Here is a 16132-nt window from a genome sequence, read left to right as displayed (position 1 = left end):
TTTTTGTTTAGGCAGAGGGAAAATATTATATAATCAAATTAATTTGTTAAGGGGAGAGTGTATTAAGAGAGATGAATATTGAGCTTTTCAGGATCATCAATGACGCAGGAAAGGAATTCGAGGTTTTGAATCCGGTCATGGTCTTTATTGCTAACAATGCGATTTACCTTTTAGCGGCGGCAGTGCTTGTGTACTTGTTCAGCCGTAAGGCCGGGAACCGGTTGATGGTGGTAAGCGGTCTGGCGGCGCTCATTTTAGCGGAAATCGCCGGGAAGATTGCCGGCATGTTCTATTCAAATCACCAGCCATTTGCGACACTTGAGGATGTCAATCAATTGATAGACATGAAAGTGAACAACTCGTTTCCAAGCGATCATACAATTATATTTTTCACGATCGCTGTTACGTTCTGGCTGTATAAAAGGAAGCATACATATTTATGGGTTCTGCTCGCAGTGATGGTTGGTTTTTCTCGGATTTGGGCTGGGGTGCATTATCCGGCAGACATTGCTGTGGGGGCAATGCTGGGGTCAGCTTTTGCTTATCTTGGCTATGTACTGATTCGTAAAGTGAAGTATGTGAACAAGAATAATTTGGCAGGCAAGGAAATGTAATGATCTCTGATTATGAAACCTTATCGCCGGGTAAACCGTACATACATAAGGATGAGCTAGAGTATTTGATTTATACCCGTTGAAACAGTAAAATATATTCTGACAAATTTTTTTTCGGAGAGTGAGTTTTTTTGGAAGTTCCCATAGGTTTAGTCATTTTATTAGGTGTTTTAATTCTTTTATCTGCCTTCTTTTCATCGGCAGAAACCGCTTTTTCCAGCGTCAATAGAATCAGGCTGCGGAATTATGTGTCCGAAGGCCGAGCTGGAAGCAAGAATGCTTTGCATATTTCCGAGAACTTCGATGATGCGTTATCTACGATTCTAGTAGGAAACAATATCGTCAATATCGCTGCGGCGAGTATCTCGTCAAAAGTAGCCGTTGACCTGTTCGGTGCCAGCACCGGTCTGATCGTTAGTACATTTGTCATGACGATTCTCATCCTAATCTTCGGTGAGATCTTACCGAAGTCTATGGCAAAGGAAAATGCAGAGGAGTATTCGTTAAAAATTTCTGCCATTCTGTTGCTGCTGATTAAAATCCTGACCCCCGTCAACTTCGTGTTCAGCAAGTTGAAGGCGTCCGTGTCGAGGATGTTCTCAAAGGGAGAAAATCAGCCGTCCGTCACCGAAGAAGAAATCAAAGTGATGGTGGATATCAGTGAAGAAGAGGGAGTCATTAATAATGAGGAAAGGGAGCTTGTGCACCGTTCCCTGGAATTTAACGATGTTCTTGTCGGTGAAGTCTTAACGCATCGAATGGATATGATTACAATCGAAGTAAACCAGTCACTCGAGGAAATCAAGCAGATTTTCATCGAAGAACGTTTTTCACGTGTTCCGGTTTATGAAGACAATATAGATAATATCATCGGATTTTTGTCCGAACGTGAGTTTTTTGCAGAACTGATCCAGAATAAAGAGGTCAATGTCCGTGAGATGCTGCGCCAGCCAATGTTCGTCGTGAAGTCGATGAAAATCGCGACCCTGCTGCCTGAGCTGCAAAGGACGAAGAGCCATATGGCCATCGTCGTCGATGAATTCGGCGGAACGAGCGGCTTGATCACACTTGAGGATATCCTCGAAGAGCTTGTTGGCGAGATTTGGGATGAGCACGATGAAAAGGTCAATATTATGACAAAGATCGATGAGAGCACATATGAGTTCGATGCGGCCTACGATCTTGATGATTTTGCCGAACTGTTCAATGTACCAATGCCGGATACATCGTACCATAACCTCGGCGGCTGGATTTTTGAAACATTGGAAAGCATCCCGGTAAACGGCGATACATTTGTCTACGAAAACCTGCGGATTATCGTCAAGGAAGTAGAAAATCACCGTATTCGTAATATAAAAGTGGAAATCATGCCAGTACTTGAAGTTGAAGAATAAAAAAGAAGGTGGAATCAGGCGTTTTAGATGCCTGGCTCCACCTTTTTGCTATTTTCCATGCTTAAATTGCCCTGGAAAAATTATTTTCTTATTAAGAAGCAATATTCGCACCAAGATTGCCTGTAATTGCACTGTAAAGTCAGGGAATTGCACGAATAATGATGCTAATTGCACGGTAACAATACTTAATTGCACCGTCTTCCTATTATTGTAAAATGATTAGCAGCAAGAAGTATCCCCGCCGCAGCAAGCTTCGTTTTTCTCTTCTGTTTCCTGGACTTCCTTGATTTCAACATTGCAGCAATCAGACTTTGAGTTGCTGCCCATAAGGATTTTGATAAAGTTAGCCATTGATTTCACCTCCTTTCATCAAGAAAATTTGATTTATTAAACAAAGTAGAACACAAACCCAGAGACAGTGGACATCGTTATAACAGAAGCGATGAAGGCAATCACGAGCTGCTTTTTAAAAATCGACTTCAGCAGGATGACTTCCGGCAGGCTGGCGCCGGCTGAGCTGATCATCATCGCCATCACAGGACCAAGGGCCATTCCTTTTAAAATCAGCATTTGCGAAATCGGGATCATGCTAGAAAGTCGAATGTACAAAGGAATCCCGGCAATTGCAGCGACTGGGATCAGCCACCATGCATCATGACCGAACCATTTCGTAATGATTTCAGTTGGAACAAGTCCGTGGATGACCGCGCCAATCGCAGCACCAATCAGCAAGTATGGGTAGACACTTTTCATCAGCGACCAGGTTTCGTCTAAGGCGAATCTCCAATTGAACTTTTGGTTCTTTTCTTCATAGCCAGACATGATGACATTTTTGACGTATCGCTGGAATCCCAGCTTATCGAGTGTAAAGCCGATGACAATCGAGAAAACACTTGTAATGATGGTGTATATGATCGTTACCTTCCAGCCCATCACGACACCCATGATGGTTAAAATTGTCGGGTCCAGCACCGGAGAAGCGAAGAGGAAAACCATAACGATTGAAAACGGGATTTTCTTTTTCAGCATATTGACGACTACTGGAATCGTGGAGCAGGAGCAAAAGGGTGTGATAAACGCGAACAGGATGGCGGCAAAGCTGGCTAGCACTTTATTGCGTCCTGTCAGTTTCTTTTCGATTTTTTCATAAGGAATATATCCCTGGAGCAGGCTGATCAAGAAGGATATCCCGATAAAAAGCACTGTTAGTTCTAGGGCTATCCATAAAAAGCTTTTTAGAAATTCAATCATTATCCTCTACCTTCTTCCTCCATTATTTAAGCGTTAGCTGGAACTGTGCAGCATTTAGGCTGCTGTTTTTGAGTGCGAGCTGGCCAAGGGAATCTCTTCGTTTCAGGCTGTTCAAAGAACTTCCATGCGTGTCTAGCTTTCCTTTCAACTTCCTGCTGTTTTAACTGTGCCAATGCTTGATAATCTTGATAAAACATATATATCCTCTCCTTAATCAAAATATGTTGATTTATTTATCAAAAAAAATTGATTAATACTTTGAAAAGTTAACCTAACAACAGTTGCTAGGTCTGAAAAGGCAGCAAAGCTCTGGAGATAATAGATGGTTAATTTCTTTGGTGTTTACTGTGTAGTAGCTCCAGGTTCCCTTTGTTTCTTTCTGGATCAGATTGGCATCAAGCAAAATTTTCAGATGATACGACAATTTTGATTGGGGCATGTCAATCAGTTCACTTAGATCACAAACGCAGCTGGAGTCTTGCTGGCATAGAAGATTGAGAATGTGCAGGCGTTTTTGGTCGGCAAGGGCTTTGAATTTCTTCTCGTATTTTTCAAAGGTGCTTTGAAGCGGCGGTTCCTTAATGGCTTTGGAGTCATTGGTCAGGTCTGTTAAAGGAATGAATTTTTCCACTGTCAGCTCTCCTTAATCAAAATCTCTTGATATATTGTATTATATTTCCTTATCATCCACTTTGCAACTGTTAAATCAAAAATTTTTGATTTTATTTTTTCTCAGTCAACTTACAATTTACAATGCTGTAATGAATCCTTAACATAAATCCATTACCATATAATTATTAACTTATATGAAAGTCGAGGGGATTTGGGATGTTAAAGGATCCTTGTAAAGATTACGGCTTCATGATTCAGCTTATTAGAGAGGGTAAAGGAATGTCACAGGATGAATTGGCAATGAGGACGGGGACGACACGCAAGTTCATTCAGGATACTGAATGCAGCAGGGTGTTCCCAAGTGACGGATTCATCGCAGCTTTAGCTTCTGCTCTTGATGTATCATTCATCGAATTAAAGGAAAGAATCTGGTGTGATGAACCAGAAAAATGCGTTATATGGTAAAACCTGAATAAGGAAAATGCTATGTCAGTAAATTCCCTACAAAAGATTAGGGGATTTACTGATATATTTTTTGCCCTGAATATCTGATGATAGGAGTGTAGTTAATGTATTTAATCGATAAGGAGGTCAAGGAAATGGATTTTCACGCATATTGGGATTATCGTGTCGCCCTTGATTTATTTCTTGGCGGTGTCGGGATCGGAGTTTTCCTGCTAGCAGCCTATTTCAGTCTGGTGTTCAAGGAGAAATCATTAAAGGTCACTAGGCTGGGGTTTATTCTTTCACCTGTACTAGTTGGATTGGGAGTGTTTGCGCTTCTCACTGAATTGGGTAAGCCATTCCGGATGCTGTCGACATTCATCAATGTCAACCCTACGTCCGTTACATCTTGGGGAGGTTTCCTTCAGACGATATTCATCATGCTGTCTTTCGTAATCTTTTTGGTGGTATGGAAGTATAAACAAAATGCTTATCAAATGGGACTTTTTAAAGGTTTGGTAATTGCTGGTTCGGTGTTCGCACTGGCCGTGGGCATATATCACGGACTTCTGCTTATGTCTCTTGGAGTTCCGGGCTGGGCAAACGGCTTGATTCCAGTCATGTTCCTCGTTTCCTCAATCTTTTCCGGAAGCAGTGTCCTGATGGCTGTTGAAGCAGTTTTCATGAGGTCGATCATTATGAAGAGCAAGGAAGTGTACTCAGAAACAGCTATATCCTCAAATGCTCATGTTTTCACATATCCGAAACTATTAGTTTCACTAGCAGCTATCCAGGCACTGCTCATCCTTACCTGGAGAATCAGCCTTAACTCAGCTGGAACAGAAGCAATCATCGCTTATCAGAACTTAATCAGCCACTTCGGGATGTACTGGTGGATCTTGGTTGTAACCATCGGACTGGTGATTCCACTTGCGATTGCTGGCTATTCAACACTGAAAAAAATAAAAATGAATTTCTATACAGCAATGATCTTTACTGCGGTTGTCTTGATCGGAAGCTATGCCTTCAAGCATATCATCCTTTACTCAGGCCAGATTCCGCTGGCTGGATTGTAATCGATTTGAAAAAGGAGGTCTATCAAAATGGGAATTTCACGTAGAGGTTTTATAAAGGCATCTGCAGTAACAGGTGCAACCGTTGCAGGTTTATCAGCGAACAAACCAATGCTCACTGCATTTTCTGAAACAGACAAAAAAGAACAAATAGCTGAAAGTGGAAAATGGCTGGCATCAACTTGCCAGGGATGTACAACATGGTGTCCTGTTCAGGTGTATGTCGAAAATGGCAGGGCGATCAAGGTAAGAGGAAACCCTAACTCCAAAGGTAACCATGGCAAAATCTGTCCAAGACCGCATCTGGCCATCCAACAGCTATATGATCCAGATAGAGTCAAGGTTCCAATGAAGCGTACCAATCCGAAAAAAGGGCGCAATGAAGATCCTAAGTTTGTGCCAATCAGCTGGGAAGAGGCCATTGATGCGATTACAGATAAAATGATGGAATTGCGTAATAACCATGAAACACATAAATTCGCATTACTCAGAGGACGTTATACAGGCGCCGCGGATATATTCTATAAAGCGTTACCAACGATTTTTGGGTCGCCAAACAATATTTCACATAGTGCTATCTGTGCAGAAGCGGAGAAATTGGGACCATATGTTACGGAAGCATACTGGGACTATCGTGATTATGATTTAGAGCACACAAGATATGTACTCATGTGGAGCACTGATCCAGTATCATCAAACAGACAGGTGCCACATGCCATCAGCATGTTCGGAAAAGTCCTGGACCAGGCAAAAGTCGCTGTTATCGATCCGCGTCTTTCCGCAACAGCTTCCAAGGCCGATGAATGGCTGCCAGTCATCCCGGGCCAGGACGGAGCATTGGTTTCTGCCATTGCCCACGTAATTTTAAAAGAAGGAATCTGGAACCGTGAATTTGTCGGTGACTTCAAGGATGGGGAAAACCTATTTGCAAAAGGAACAGCCGTTGATGAAGCTGCTTTTGAAGAAAATAAGACGTACGGAATCGTTAAATGGTGGAATCTTGAACTAAAAGATCGCACGCCAGAGTGGGCTGCTGAAATTGCTGGTGTACCGGCAGAGCAGATTTACCGTGTTGCCAGGGACTTTGCTGAAGCAGCGCCAAGAGCCATTTCATGGCTTGCACCAGGTTCTGCGATGCAGATTCGCGGCGGCTATACTTCCATGGGTGCGCATGCGTTAAATGCTCTTGTAGGATCTATTGAGAATATCGGCGGTACGAACCGGGGTGAAAAAGTACCATTACAAGACATACCGGAACTGGATGCATATCTGGACGAGATAGCCAAGAAGGGTAAAAAGAACGAAAAAATCGACCAGCGCGGCCGGATTCAGTTCCCTGCATTCGCAAAAGGCGAACTGCACAAGGGTGTAGTCACTAATAATGTCGCGGATGGAATCCTGAACGAGGATCCATACGACATCAAAATGGCAATTGGATACTGGAACAACTTCGTCTTCTCTTGTACCGGGGCTCAGCGATGGGAAAAGGCGATGGAAAAAATCCCGTTCTATGTACACATTACGGTAAACCCGGCGGAAATGACCCAGTATGCAGACATTGTTTTACCTGCCTGCCACCAGCTTTTCGAAAGATGGGGAGTTATAAAGAGCAAGCAAAACATGAATGCTTACGGTTCCATACAACAGCCAGTAATTGAACCACTATGGGATTGCAAGGTGGATGAGACGGAAATTGGCTGGCTAATCGCAGAAAGCCTTGCTAAAAAAGGTTTCTCTAATTTATACGATTATTATCGAAATGAATTTACCGATCCGGAAACAGGTAAGAAGGCAACAAATGAAAAAGAGTTCAATTTAGTTGCTACGAAGTTTTTATCGAAAAAACTCTGGCACCCATCTGAAGAGAAGAAGGGCGACCAAATCAGCAGCTGGCAGGAATTTGTCGACGTGGGCGTCTGGAACGCGAAACGGACACCATATAAGAAGCACTGGGAAGAGGGCTTTGAAACGGCATCAACAAAATTCGAGTTTTACAGTGAAACGTTGAAAGGCCTGTTAGATGAGCATGCGAAGGGCCATAACACGAGCATCGACAAAGTCATGGAAGCGATGAAGTATGAAGCAAGAGGCGATCTTGCTTTCGTTCCACACTATGAAGAGCCAATCCGTTACGGTGATGAAAAGGAATTCCCGCTCATTTTCACTGAACACCGTTCACGACTCAATCGTGAAGGCCGCTCCGCCAATACCACCTGGTACCAGGAATTCAAGGATGCGGATCCAGGGGATGAAAAATGGGATGACGTAATCAAGATTAATCCAGTAGATTGCAAGAAATATGGAGTTAAATCAGGCGACAGGGTTAAAGTAACATCAGTTCAAGGCTCCATTGAAGTCACGGTAAAAGAGTGGGAAGGAACACGGCCAGGAGTTGCAGTCAAGTGCTACGGCCAGGGCCACTGGGCGTATGGAAGAATCGCAACGATGGATTACCAGAAGAAAATCGCACGCGGAGGAAATAACAACGAAATCCTTCCTAGCGATTATGAACATTTAAGCGGTTCAACTGCCCGTCATGGCGGTCTGGCCCGAATAAAAATTGAGAAGATATAATCTGCTGGAGGTGTGAAAAATGACTAAATACGGAATGGTAATAGATTTGCATAAATGCGTAGGCTGTTCAGGATGTTCGATCGCCTGCAAAAATGAGAATAACGTAGATACCGGAATGTTTTGGGCTCATTACTTCCACGAAACGAAGGGGAGTTTTCCTAACGTAAACTACAAATACGTCCCGACTCTTTGCAATCACTGTGAAGATGCTGCTTGTGTAAGGGTTTGTCCGACACAGGCGATGTACAAGGATGAAAACGGACTGACACTCCATGATCCGGATAAATGCATTGGCTGTAAGAGCTGTATGCAAGCTTGTCCATACGGAGTGATCAATTTCAATAAAAACAAACCGCATCGCCGCTGGGAAGAAACAGCAGCTGCCATCAAGGGCGGCACAGCGACGAGTAAAGAACTGCAGGAAAAAACTGGTCAGCAGCTGCCTTACTACAATGCGGACCGTGCCTTTACTTATGAAGGCATCAGAAGCAAGGGAATCGTTGAAAAATGTACCTTCTGTGACCATAGAATTAAAGATAATTTGAAACCATACTGTGTGGAGTCCTGCCCGGCTGATGCGCGGACATTTGGGGATTTGGATGATCCGAACAGCGATATCAACAAGGTGCTGGCCCAGTACAGCAGCCAGGTGTTGAAACCGGAAAAGGGTACGAAGCCAAGAGTATTTTATGTAAGAGGATAAAAGCAAGGGAGTGATTTAAATGGTCACGATGCAGACTGATTCTTTGATTTCAAAGCGGGCTGAGATCTATCGATTGCTGTCGCTGATGTATAAAGAACCTGGTGAAGACTTAAGTCTTTTCGTTCATCTTCTCAAAGAGTCATTAAAGGAAGCAGATGATGAGGCACTTTTGAAAATAAGTGATGAGATGAACAGCATATTCGCGGATGAGAATGAGAGTCTTACAGATTACGAGATTGAATACGCCAGACTGTTTGTTGGACCATTTAAACTCCTGGCACCTCCTTACTCCTCTATTTATTTAGAGGATAAGTGGGAGGTCATGGGAAGGTCCACTCAAACAATCGAAGCATTTTACCAGCGCGGCGGGCTTTGTGTCCAGGCGATGCATTCAAAACCAGCAGATCATATCAGCATCCAGTTTGAGTTCATGTATTATCTGAATTTCAAGCTGATCGAGACAGGCGATCTGGAGTATCTGGAACTGCAAAAAGAGTTCTTGTACAGGATCCTGACCCATTGGATCCCTAAATTCAATGCCGCTATTCAGGAAAATGCTGAACTGGCAATCTATAAACATCTGGGCAATCTCACCGAGAGGTTCATCCAGCTGGACTATTCATCACTATAAAATGGATTGGGGGAACAGGGCAATGTTAGTGGACCATCTTATGACAAAATGGCTTGAAGCAAAACGGCTGAAGGTTGACTTACAGCGCTGCGTGCGCACAAGGAACCGCTTCTCGACTTGCAGCAAATGCACTGATGCTTGTCCTGTCTCTGCCATTTCTCTAGAGAATGGGCTCAGCGTGATGGAGGATGCTTGCATAGAATGCATGAAATGCACGTCTGTCTGTCCATCGGAAGCTCTATATGATGAAAAATACCTTTCGTATTTTAATGACATGCCAAGCAGGGAGGTCATCTCGTTTTCCTGCGATCAAGACCGAAGCAATGAATCACATATCAGGCTTGCGTGTCTGGCTCAGCTCGATACAGCTTTGCTGATGCAAGCATTCCAAAACAGCAGCCACGTCAACTTGCAGTTCCGAGAAGAAAGGTGCAGGCAGTGCAGCAAGTTTGATGCTAACCTTATGACTTCGGTTAAAGAAACGATTCACAATTTCAACAGTATGCGCACTCATGAAGTCGAGGTTTCTCTTAACGACAAAAGCCACAGCGATAAAATGGAAAGAAGCTATACCCGCAGGGACCTGATCACTTTTTTCTCGAAAAAAATGACGAATAAGGTTGTTTCGCCGTTGATTCCAGAGGAGGAAGAAATCGAAAATTTGAGGGTTTCTCTAAAAAAAGGCCCAATGGCCATGGTCTATCATCGGATTCTGGATAAAAACAAGAACAATTTGCATTCCTATCAAACTTCTGAAAACCTGAAGACCATGCAGCTAGCTTTCACTGCAACGTGCAATGGCTGTGGAGCATGTTCCCGGGTTTGTGCAACAGGTGCTTTGAAATTCACGGATGATGACGAAACCGTCAAGGCTGTGTTTCAGCCGCTGCTTTGCAATGGCTGTGGATCATGTATCGATCTGTGCAGGAGAAATGGATTGGAAAGAGTGGAGGACTATCTAGATCTAAAACAATTCCTCGCGAATCAGGAGCAGACCATATTTTATCAGAAATATAAGGACTGCGGCCAATGTGGCGAGCAGCACCTGAATTCCTCAGCGAATTGCGACGGATGTAAAGAAAACATAACCGTATAAGGGATGTGAATAAAATGCTTTCGAATATCGGTATCCCCGGGTTGATCATCATCCTGGTTCTGGCGCTGATGATTTTTGGCCCGAAAAAATTGCCGGAAATCGGCAGGGCGGTCGGCAACACGTTAAAGGAATTCAAGAAAGCGACGAAAGAACTGGCAACAGATGAAATAGAAGAAGTGAAAAAAGAAGCTAAAACTCATCATGCATAAACTCCGGCAGCGCCATAATTTGGGGCTGTTTTTTTTGTCTATTTTGTGTTGTTTTTATGCGAAGCCTCTTTTTGCAAGGTAGCCACGATATAATTTATACGAACGTATCCAACGGAATTGATGGAGGGTAAAAACATGGTAATCAGGGCTTTTATGATTCCAATTTTATTTATATTGTTGATCAGCGGCTGCCAACAAGGAGTACAGCAGTCAAATATCATCCTCTACACTGATAAAGCGGAAGCTGCTCCACCCAAAGAAACGGATTCCCACCATGAAAAAATCACTGTTGCGCTTGCTTCGGTCATCTCTCCTAAAGCTTCCCTATCAAAATATGATTACCTGCTAGAGTACATCGAATCCCAATTCGGCATGCAGGTTGAGATCGTCCAGCGACAGACCTATCAGGAAGTAGACAGCATGCTGAGGAGGGGTGAAGTGGATTTTGCCTTCATATGTTCCCTTTCTTATGTCATCGGACTGGAAAAGGGATATCTTGTGGATGTAGCAGCGCCGGTTGTGAACGGGAGACCTTTATATCAGTCGTACACAATCGTCAATCAGAACAGTCCCTATCAGACCTTGGAGGATTTAAAGGGCAAGAGATTTGCTTATACAGACCCCTATTCTTACACAGGCAGATTGAGTATGTTAAGCCAATTGGATAAGAAGGGGGAAACCTCAGAAGATTTCTTTGGTAAAACTTATTTTACTTATAGCCATGACTATTCGGTAAAAGCAGTTGAATTGGGGATTGTCGATGGTGCTACCGTGGATGGTGCCATGTTTGACCAGATGCTGGCGACAGAACCTGAATTGAGTGCGCACATCAGGGTCATCGGAACGGGAGATGAAGCAGGCACGCCTCCGGTTGTGGCCTCAAAAAAAGGCGACCCAAAGAAAATTGAAACTTTTTCTGAGATATTATTCAATCTGAGAAATCACCCCGATGGCAGGCAATTGTTGAAGGAATTGGGTGTCGATCGGTATGAGCCAATCAATCAGCAGAACTATCAAGTAATCAGACAGGATCTATATCTGTTGGGTGAAAGCCTATGAAAAAGCTGAAGCAAAGGTTAATCGATTTTTTATCGAGTGTTTCGATAGAACTTAAAATCTATGGAATGGTCTTGATCGTCGTCCTGATGGTGACAGTCATCAGTCTGATCGTCGTACGGATTTCAATATCCAATACGCTGACATTGCAAATTGAAGACCGTGCCAAATCAATCAGCAGCGACATTGCCTCAAGAAGTGTGGACCCTCTCCTGACCCACAATATTTTCGCATTGCAAAGCCTTATTAATGACACAATGAATAGCTATGAAGATATTGAATATATTTTCGTTCTGAATAAAGACGGTGAAGTGGTTGTCCACTCTAATGAAAAAGGTTTTATCAGCCAGGGTTTAATCAATGCAAATCAAGTAAAGTCTGAAGGTTCCATGCTAGAGACCAGCAGTAAGAAGCTTTCTACTGACAATGGTGTGATCCTCGATTCCGCCTCGCCGATCTTCCCTGATTTAGGCGGCACTGTTAGGGCGGGGTTGACTGAACAATCCCTTGAAGAGGCGTTGATGAAGGTAACAAACCAGATGATTTTCACGATGATCGGAGTCATGTTATTATCTGGGATCATTGTCTTTGGACTGACAAGAATACTGACGATCCCGATTTCGAACCTTGTCCATTTGACCAATAAGGTCTATTCGGGAAACCTCACAGAGAGGATACGCACCTATCCGAAAGATGAGATCGGAAAATTGACTGCTTCATTCAACAAAATGCTAGATTCTCTGCAGAAATCGGAAAGGGATAAAGAAGTATATATCGAAAAAATAAAAAATCGAAATAAGGAACTTACCTTGTTGAATAGTTTGTCCCAGAACCTCAAAGAGCACGTCCAGCTAGAAGAAACGCTTCAGTCATTTGTTCAGCAATTGGTCCAGGAGCTTGATCTGAAAAGTGCCTTCATCGAAATTGATTGGAAGGAAACGAAGGAGAGGTACTTTAATCATTCTTCTTCATGTGCGATCCGTTGCACCCATTTCAATTCAGACCTTTATACATGCTCTAGGTCGGAGAAGGAAGTATATGCTTTCCAGCTGAAAACGGGGAAAGGAAATGAGATTGGAAAAATCATTATCTGCAGCACTTCAAAGCTGGATGAAACATTTCTTAAAATTCTTACCTCACTGGCTTCTCAGCTCTCTGTTTCCATAGAGAACCTGGAACTATGGAAAGAGGTCAAGAAAAAAGAAGAAATCCGCCTTATGTTGCTGGAAAAAATCATTCATGTACAAGAAGATGAGCGGAAGAGAATCGCAAGGGAACTTCATGATGAAACGAGCCACTCCCTGTCTTCCATGTTAGTGGAATTGAAGCTGCTGGAAGAAGGCGATGAAAGACATAAGCAAAGGACGATTGAAACGCTAAGGTCGCTCGCCCGGCAAACGATTGAAGAAGTTCATCATATGGCTTGGCAGCTCAGGCCGAGCATTCTTGATAAATTTGGGCTTAAAGTAGCAATTGAACGATATGTAGAGGAATTCAGGAAGTCTACGAATATCGATGCTGATCTCGTGATAAACGGGACCTTCAAATCCTTGAATCCAGGACTGGAAACTGCGATATTCCGGCTTGTACAGGAATCGCTCACAAATATCACCAAATACGCAAAAGCAGAAAACGTCAGCATCATTGTCCTTTCATCTGGCCAGCAGGTTTCGGTGGTCATCGAAGACGATGGTGTCGGTTTTGATACCCAATCGGTGCTGGGAAATGATCCTTCCAAAGAACACCTTGGCCTGCTTGGGATGCATGAAAGAATTGCGCTTTTGAATGGAACGCTTCAAATTGAATCTGCAATTGGCGAGGGAACGACGATTTTAGCCAAAGTTCCTCTCTTAACGGATCGGAGTGAAGTAAATGTCAGCTAAATTATTCATAGTCGATGACCATCCTGTTTTTCGCGCCGGCTTGAAAACCATCCTGATGAGTGAAAGTAACTTCGAAATTATTGGGGAGGCTCAATCCGGCGAAGAAGCATTGCAAAAACTGAAGGATATGGAGCCTGATATCATTGTTATGGATATCAGCATGCCGGGGAAAGACGGAATTGAAACAACGAAAGAAATCCGGAAATCGAACAGTAATGTTAAAATTCTGCTATTGACGATGTTTTCTGATGAAGCCTATCTGAAGGAAGGGCTTGCATCCGGTGCCCAAGGCTATGTTTTAAAAAGAGCGGTCGATACTGAACTGATCAACGCGATTAGAATTGTGTTAAATGGAGAGCATTATATTTATCCGACCCTGATTCCTTATCTCTACAAGCAGGCAGATGAGAAAGTCGAAGGGGCAGAATTGGATAAACCCCATCTTAGCCAGCGTGAGACTGAGGTATTGAAGTTAATTGCCCTGGGCTATACGCAGAGGGAAATCAGTGAGGAATTGTTCGTATCCATCAAAACGGTGGAAACCTATAAAACGAGGATCATGGAGAAGATTGGGGCAACGAAAAGGTCTGGTCTTGTTAAATATGCGATCAAGCATAACCTGATTTCGTATGATTGAGACAATAACGGCCGGCAGTTAAAAATCGCTGCCGGCTTTAACATGTCATAAAGTGTTCAAAATCAAAACTACAAAACTAGAAAAATAGTTGTAAGCTGAAAGTGGGAGGTGCAGTTTATGACTTGCAGAACAGGATGGGAAATAAAATCGTCTGACAGCATTAAGAGAATTATTGATGGGGTTAAGGAAGAATTCCCGCTCGTGAATGCTGAGGAAGAGCTTGAAAGTACAGCGGCGTTTTTCAAGGCACTCGGTGATGAGACACGAATTAAAATCATGGGCTTGTTGTGGTTTGAGGATCTTTGCATGTGCGAAATTGTCGATGGTCTATCGGGAGCATCCTCAACTATCAGCCACCATTTGAAGATCATGGAAAAAGGAAAGCTCATTAAATCAAGAAGAGAAGGTAGGTTCACTGTCTATAGTCTGGATAAAGAAAAGCTGGCACCTCTGATTCCGTATATAAAGAAGGCGATCTAAATGTTTAATGAACTGGCCAATTGGTTGGTCGTCGATGTCATGAACATGGAACTGTCCTCAAGACTTGGCGGGGCACTCCACTTTTTCATTTACGACACGACGAAAATCTTGTTTTTGCTCGCGGTGATGATTTTTGCAATCTCATTCATCAGAAGTTTTTTCCCGCCTGAAAAAGTAAAGGAATGGCTTGAAGGCAGAAGGAAGGGCGCTGCCAGTGTGATGGCGGCTTTTCTCGGAGTGCTGTCGCCGTTCTGCTCCTGTTCGACGGTGCCTTTATTTATCGGCTTTGTCGAGGCAGGAATCCCTTTAGGCATCACCTTTACGTTCCTGATTTCATCACCGATTGTGAACGAAATCTCGCTGGTTATGCTATTTTCGATTTTTGGCTGGAAAGTCGCCTTGATTTATGTGCTTGCCGGAATGACTCTGGCAATCGTGGCGGGTGCCATCATTGGCAAGCTGAAGATGGAAAAGCATGTGGAGTCATATGTATATGAAATCGCCGGTGGCCAGGAACGGATTGTTATGCCTGAGAGCGATAACAAAACGTATGCCGAAAAAATCAAATCCTTATTCACTCGGGAGGAGCTTAAGGAAAGAACAATTTTTGCAGCCCGGAATGTTGTGGAGACGGTACAGAAGATTTGGCTCTACCTTTTGATTGGGATTGGGATCGGGGCGTTCATTCATGGATATGCCCCGCAGGATTTGCTAGTCAAATATGCGGGCGAAGGCAATTTCTTCGCGGTTCCGATTGCGACGATTTTAGGCGTTCCGCTATACTCTAACGCCGTCGGTTCCCTGCCGATTATCGAAGCATTATTGAACAAAGGTGTAGGAGCTGGTACAGCGCTGGCCTTCATGATGGCCATCACCGCCCTGTCCCTCCCGGAAATGATTTTGCTCAGGAAAGTGATCAAACCAAAGCTGATTGCTGTATTCGCCGGCGTTGTCGCCACAGGAATCATTCTGATAGGATATGGCTTTAACGCAATTCTATAATTATAAGGAGGAAATAATGATGAATATTAAAATACTAGGTACTGGCTGCAAAAAATGCCAGGAGCTTGAAAAAAATACTCGCATGGCGGTTGAAGAACTGCAGCTTGAAGCACAGGTAGAAAAAGTAGAAGACATCAGGGAAATCATGAAATACAAAGTCATGAGCACACCAGCGTTAGTCATCGACGAAAAAGTGGTCTCCACAGGCAAGTTGCTCTTAGTGAATGAATTGAAGAGTGTATTGGCTTAATATCACATAAGAAAATCACAATAACGCTTGGGTAAACCCAGGCGTTTTTTTATATGAAATGAGGAAATAGCCACCTCGAGAACTGGAGATCCAGCGGTAAAACGCTTGCTTGATCTTATAGCCACAATAAATAATATCCGCATCAATTGTTCAAAATAAGGCGGATACATCAGCTTTACAATTTCTTAATAATTTTTACATACGATCACTCTTGAACATATAA

Annotated in this window: 19 protein-coding genes; 15 read left to right on the top strand and 4 right to left on the bottom strand. The window is 43.3% G+C overall.

Translation table 11 applies throughout. The features are described 5' to 3' along the window. The first annotated feature begins 71 nt into the window (after positions 1 to 71). A complete protein-coding gene (locus J7E32_RS06420) occupies positions 72 to 614 on the top strand; it encodes an undecaprenyl-diphosphatase (RefSeq protein WP_214905294.1) in 543 nt (180 codons plus the stop codon). A 131-nt stretch (positions 615 to 745) separates the two neighbouring features. Then, a complete protein-coding gene (locus tag J7E32_RS06415; protein ID WP_214905292.1) occupies positions 746 to 2008 on the top strand; it encodes a hemolysin family protein in 1263 nt (420 codons plus the stop codon). 219 nt (positions 2009 to 2227) lie between these two features. On the opposite strand, the gene J7E32_RS22800 is transcribed toward J7E32_RS06415, so the two are convergent. The 4 genes from J7E32_RS22800 to J7E32_RS06400 form a co-directional block, all read right to left on the bottom strand. Further along, positions 2228 to 2359 (bottom strand): hypothetical protein, encoded by a 132-nt coding sequence (locus tag J7E32_RS22800; protein ID WP_286182793.1) that lies wholly within the window; start codon positions 2357 to 2359, stop codon positions 2228 to 2230. 36 nt (positions 2360 to 2395) lie between these two features. Beyond that, positions 2396 to 3259, bottom strand: a complete 864-nt coding sequence (locus tag J7E32_RS06410) for a permease (protein WP_214905287.1) — start codon at positions 3257 to 3259, stop codon at positions 2396 to 2398. A 26-nt stretch (positions 3260 to 3285) separates the two neighbouring features. After that, positions 3286 to 3456, bottom strand: coding sequence for a hypothetical protein (locus tag J7E32_RS06405; protein WP_214905284.1), 171 nt, complete (start codon positions 3454 to 3456; stop codon positions 3286 to 3288). Positions 3457 to 3530: 74 nt separating this feature from the next. Beyond that, positions 3531 to 3842 carry an ArsR/SmtB family transcription factor gene (locus J7E32_RS06400; protein ID WP_214905434.1) on the bottom strand — a complete coding sequence of 104 codons (312 nt, stop codon included), beginning with the start codon at positions 3840 to 3842 and terminating at the stop codon, positions 3531 to 3533. Positions 3843 to 4087: 245 nt separating this feature from the next. On the opposite strand from J7E32_RS06400, the gene J7E32_RS06395 reads away from it, so the two are divergent. The 13 genes from J7E32_RS06395 to J7E32_RS06335 all read left to right on the top strand — a co-directional run bounded on the left by J7E32_RS06395 (position 4088) and on the right by J7E32_RS06335 (position 15909). Beyond that, on the top strand, positions 4088 to 4336 hold the full coding sequence (locus J7E32_RS06395) for a helix-turn-helix domain-containing protein (protein WP_214905280.1): 249 nt from the start codon (positions 4088 to 4090) through the stop codon (positions 4334 to 4336). A gap of 134 nt (positions 4337 to 4470) precedes the next feature. Then, on the top strand, positions 4471 to 5391 hold the full coding sequence (gene nrfD / locus J7E32_RS06390) for an NrfD/PsrC family molybdoenzyme membrane anchor subunit (RefSeq protein WP_214905278.1): 921 nt from the start codon (positions 4471 to 4473) through the stop codon (positions 5389 to 5391). Positions 5392 to 5418: 27 nt separating this feature from the next. Beyond that, positions 5419 to 7962 (top strand): molybdopterin-dependent oxidoreductase, encoded by a 2544-nt coding sequence (locus J7E32_RS06385; protein WP_214905275.1) that lies wholly within the window; start codon positions 5419 to 5421, stop codon positions 7960 to 7962. Positions 7963 to 7981: 19 nt separating this feature from the next. After that, positions 7982 to 8665 carry a 4Fe-4S dicluster domain-containing protein gene (locus J7E32_RS06380; RefSeq protein WP_214905272.1) on the top strand — a complete coding sequence of 228 codons (684 nt, stop codon included), beginning with the start codon at positions 7982 to 7984 and terminating at the stop codon, positions 8663 to 8665. A 28-nt stretch (positions 8666 to 8693) separates the two neighbouring features. Then, entirely contained in the window at positions 8694 to 9296 is a 603-nt protein-coding gene (locus J7E32_RS06375) for a TorD/DmsD family molecular chaperone (RefSeq protein WP_214905270.1), read from the top strand. A 22-nt stretch (positions 9297 to 9318) separates the two neighbouring features. Further along, on the top strand, positions 9319 to 10392 hold the full coding sequence (locus J7E32_RS06370) for a 4Fe-4S dicluster domain-containing protein (RefSeq protein ID WP_214905268.1): 1074 nt from the start codon (positions 9319 to 9321) through the stop codon (positions 10390 to 10392). Positions 10393 to 10406: 14 nt separating this feature from the next. Continuing rightward, positions 10407 to 10601 (top strand): twin-arginine translocase TatA/TatE family subunit, encoded by a 195-nt coding sequence (locus tag J7E32_RS06365; protein ID WP_214905431.1) that lies wholly within the window; start codon positions 10407 to 10409, stop codon positions 10599 to 10601. A 153-nt stretch (positions 10602 to 10754) separates the two neighbouring features. Continuing rightward, a complete protein-coding gene (locus J7E32_RS06360) occupies positions 10755 to 11660 on the top strand; it encodes a substrate-binding domain-containing protein (protein ID WP_214905266.1) in 906 nt (301 codons plus the stop codon). After that, positions 11657 to 13540: a histidine kinase gene (locus J7E32_RS06355; protein ID WP_214905264.1), complete on the top strand. Its 1884-nt coding sequence runs from the start codon at positions 11657 to 11659 to the stop codon at positions 13538 to 13540. Before J7E32_RS06360 ends, J7E32_RS06355 begins: the two co-directional genes overlap by 4 nt. Further along, positions 13530 to 14177 carry a response regulator transcription factor gene (locus J7E32_RS06350; RefSeq protein ID WP_214905262.1) on the top strand — a complete coding sequence of 216 codons (648 nt, stop codon included), beginning with the start codon at positions 13530 to 13532 and terminating at the stop codon, positions 14175 to 14177. The genes J7E32_RS06355 and J7E32_RS06350 overlap by 11 nt, the downstream gene beginning before the upstream one ends. Before the next feature lie 117 nt (positions 14178 to 14294). Then, complete coding sequence (locus tag J7E32_RS06345) at positions 14295 to 14657, top strand: ArsR/SmtB family transcription factor (protein WP_214905259.1); 363 nt, start codon at positions 14295 to 14297, stop codon at positions 14655 to 14657. Further along, positions 14658 to 15659 (top strand): permease, encoded by a 1002-nt coding sequence (locus tag J7E32_RS06340; protein ID WP_214905256.1) that lies wholly within the window; start codon positions 14658 to 14660, stop codon positions 15657 to 15659. It begins immediately after the preceding gene. A gap of 19 nt (positions 15660 to 15678) precedes the next feature. Further along, the gene (locus tag J7E32_RS06335; RefSeq protein ID WP_214905428.1) at positions 15679 to 15909 is read left to right on the top strand and encodes a thioredoxin family protein; all 231 of its coding nucleotides are present in this window, start codon (positions 15679 to 15681) and stop codon (positions 15907 to 15909) included. Positions 15910 to 16132 lie beyond the last annotated feature (223 nt).

Origin of the sequence: Bacillus sp. ISL-55 (assembly GCF_018613155.1) — a bacterium.
In the GTDB taxonomy this organism is placed as follows: Bacteria; Bacillota; Bacilli; order Bacillales; family Cytobacillaceae; genus Mesobacillus.
The sequence above is the reverse complement of the archived record's forward strand: the minus strand, read 5'-3'. Positions and strand labels throughout refer to the sequence as shown.

What these genes read in the sequence shown, in the direction of transcription:
- J7E32_RS06405 (WP_214905284.1), bottom strand. Translation starts at nt 3,456, where the DNA reads ATGTTTTATCAAGATTATCAAGCATTGGCACAGTTAAAACAGCAGGAA.
- J7E32_RS06410 (WP_214905287.1), bottom strand. Translation starts at nt 3,259, where the DNA reads ATGATTGAATTTCTAAAAAGCTTTTTATGGATAGCCCTAGAACTAACA.
- J7E32_RS06350 (WP_214905262.1), top strand. Translation starts at nt 13,530, where the DNA reads ATGTCAGCTAAATTATTCATAGTCGATGACCATCCTGTTTTTCGCGCC.
- J7E32_RS06385 (WP_214905275.1), top strand. Translation starts at nt 5,419, where the DNA reads ATGGGAATTTCACGTAGAGGTTTTATAAAGGCATCTGCAGTAACAGGT.
- J7E32_RS06370 (WP_214905268.1), top strand. Translation starts at nt 9,319, where the DNA reads ATGTTAGTGGACCATCTTATGACAAAATGGCTTGAAGCAAAACGGCTG.
- J7E32_RS06355 (WP_214905264.1), top strand. Translation starts at nt 11,657, where the DNA reads ATGAAAAAGCTGAAGCAAAGGTTAATCGATTTTTTATCGAGTGTTTCG.
- J7E32_RS06395 (WP_214905280.1), top strand. Translation starts at nt 4,088, where the DNA reads ATGTTAAAGGATCCTTGTAAAGATTACGGCTTCATGATTCAGCTTATT.
- J7E32_RS06375 (WP_214905270.1), top strand. Translation starts at nt 8,694, where the DNA reads ATGCAGACTGATTCTTTGATTTCAAAGCGGGCTGAGATCTATCGATTG.
- J7E32_RS22800 (WP_286182793.1), bottom strand. Translation starts at nt 2,359, where the DNA reads ATGGCTAACTTTATCAAAATCCTTATGGGCAGCAACTCAAAGTCTGAT.
- J7E32_RS06365 (WP_214905431.1), top strand. Translation starts at nt 10,407, where the DNA reads ATGCTTTCGAATATCGGTATCCCCGGGTTGATCATCATCCTGGTTCTG.
- J7E32_RS06360 (WP_214905266.1), top strand. Translation starts at nt 10,755, where the DNA reads ATGATTCCAATTTTATTTATATTGTTGATCAGCGGCTGCCAACAAGGA.
- J7E32_RS06335 (WP_214905428.1), top strand. Translation starts at nt 15,679, where the DNA reads ATGAATATTAAAATACTAGGTACTGGCTGCAAAAAATGCCAGGAGCTT.
- J7E32_RS06340 (WP_214905256.1), top strand. Translation starts at nt 14,658, where the DNA reads ATGTTTAATGAACTGGCCAATTGGTTGGTCGTCGATGTCATGAACATG.
- J7E32_RS06380 (WP_214905272.1), top strand. Translation starts at nt 7,982, where the DNA reads ATGACTAAATACGGAATGGTAATAGATTTGCATAAATGCGTAGGCTGT.
- J7E32_RS06420 (WP_214905294.1), top strand. Translation starts at nt 72, where the DNA reads ATGAATATTGAGCTTTTCAGGATCATCAATGACGCAGGAAAGGAATTC.
- nrfD (WP_214905278.1), top strand. Translation starts at nt 4,471, where the DNA reads ATGGATTTTCACGCATATTGGGATTATCGTGTCGCCCTTGATTTATTT.
- J7E32_RS06345 (WP_214905259.1), top strand. Translation starts at nt 14,295, where the DNA reads ATGACTTGCAGAACAGGATGGGAAATAAAATCGTCTGACAGCATTAAG.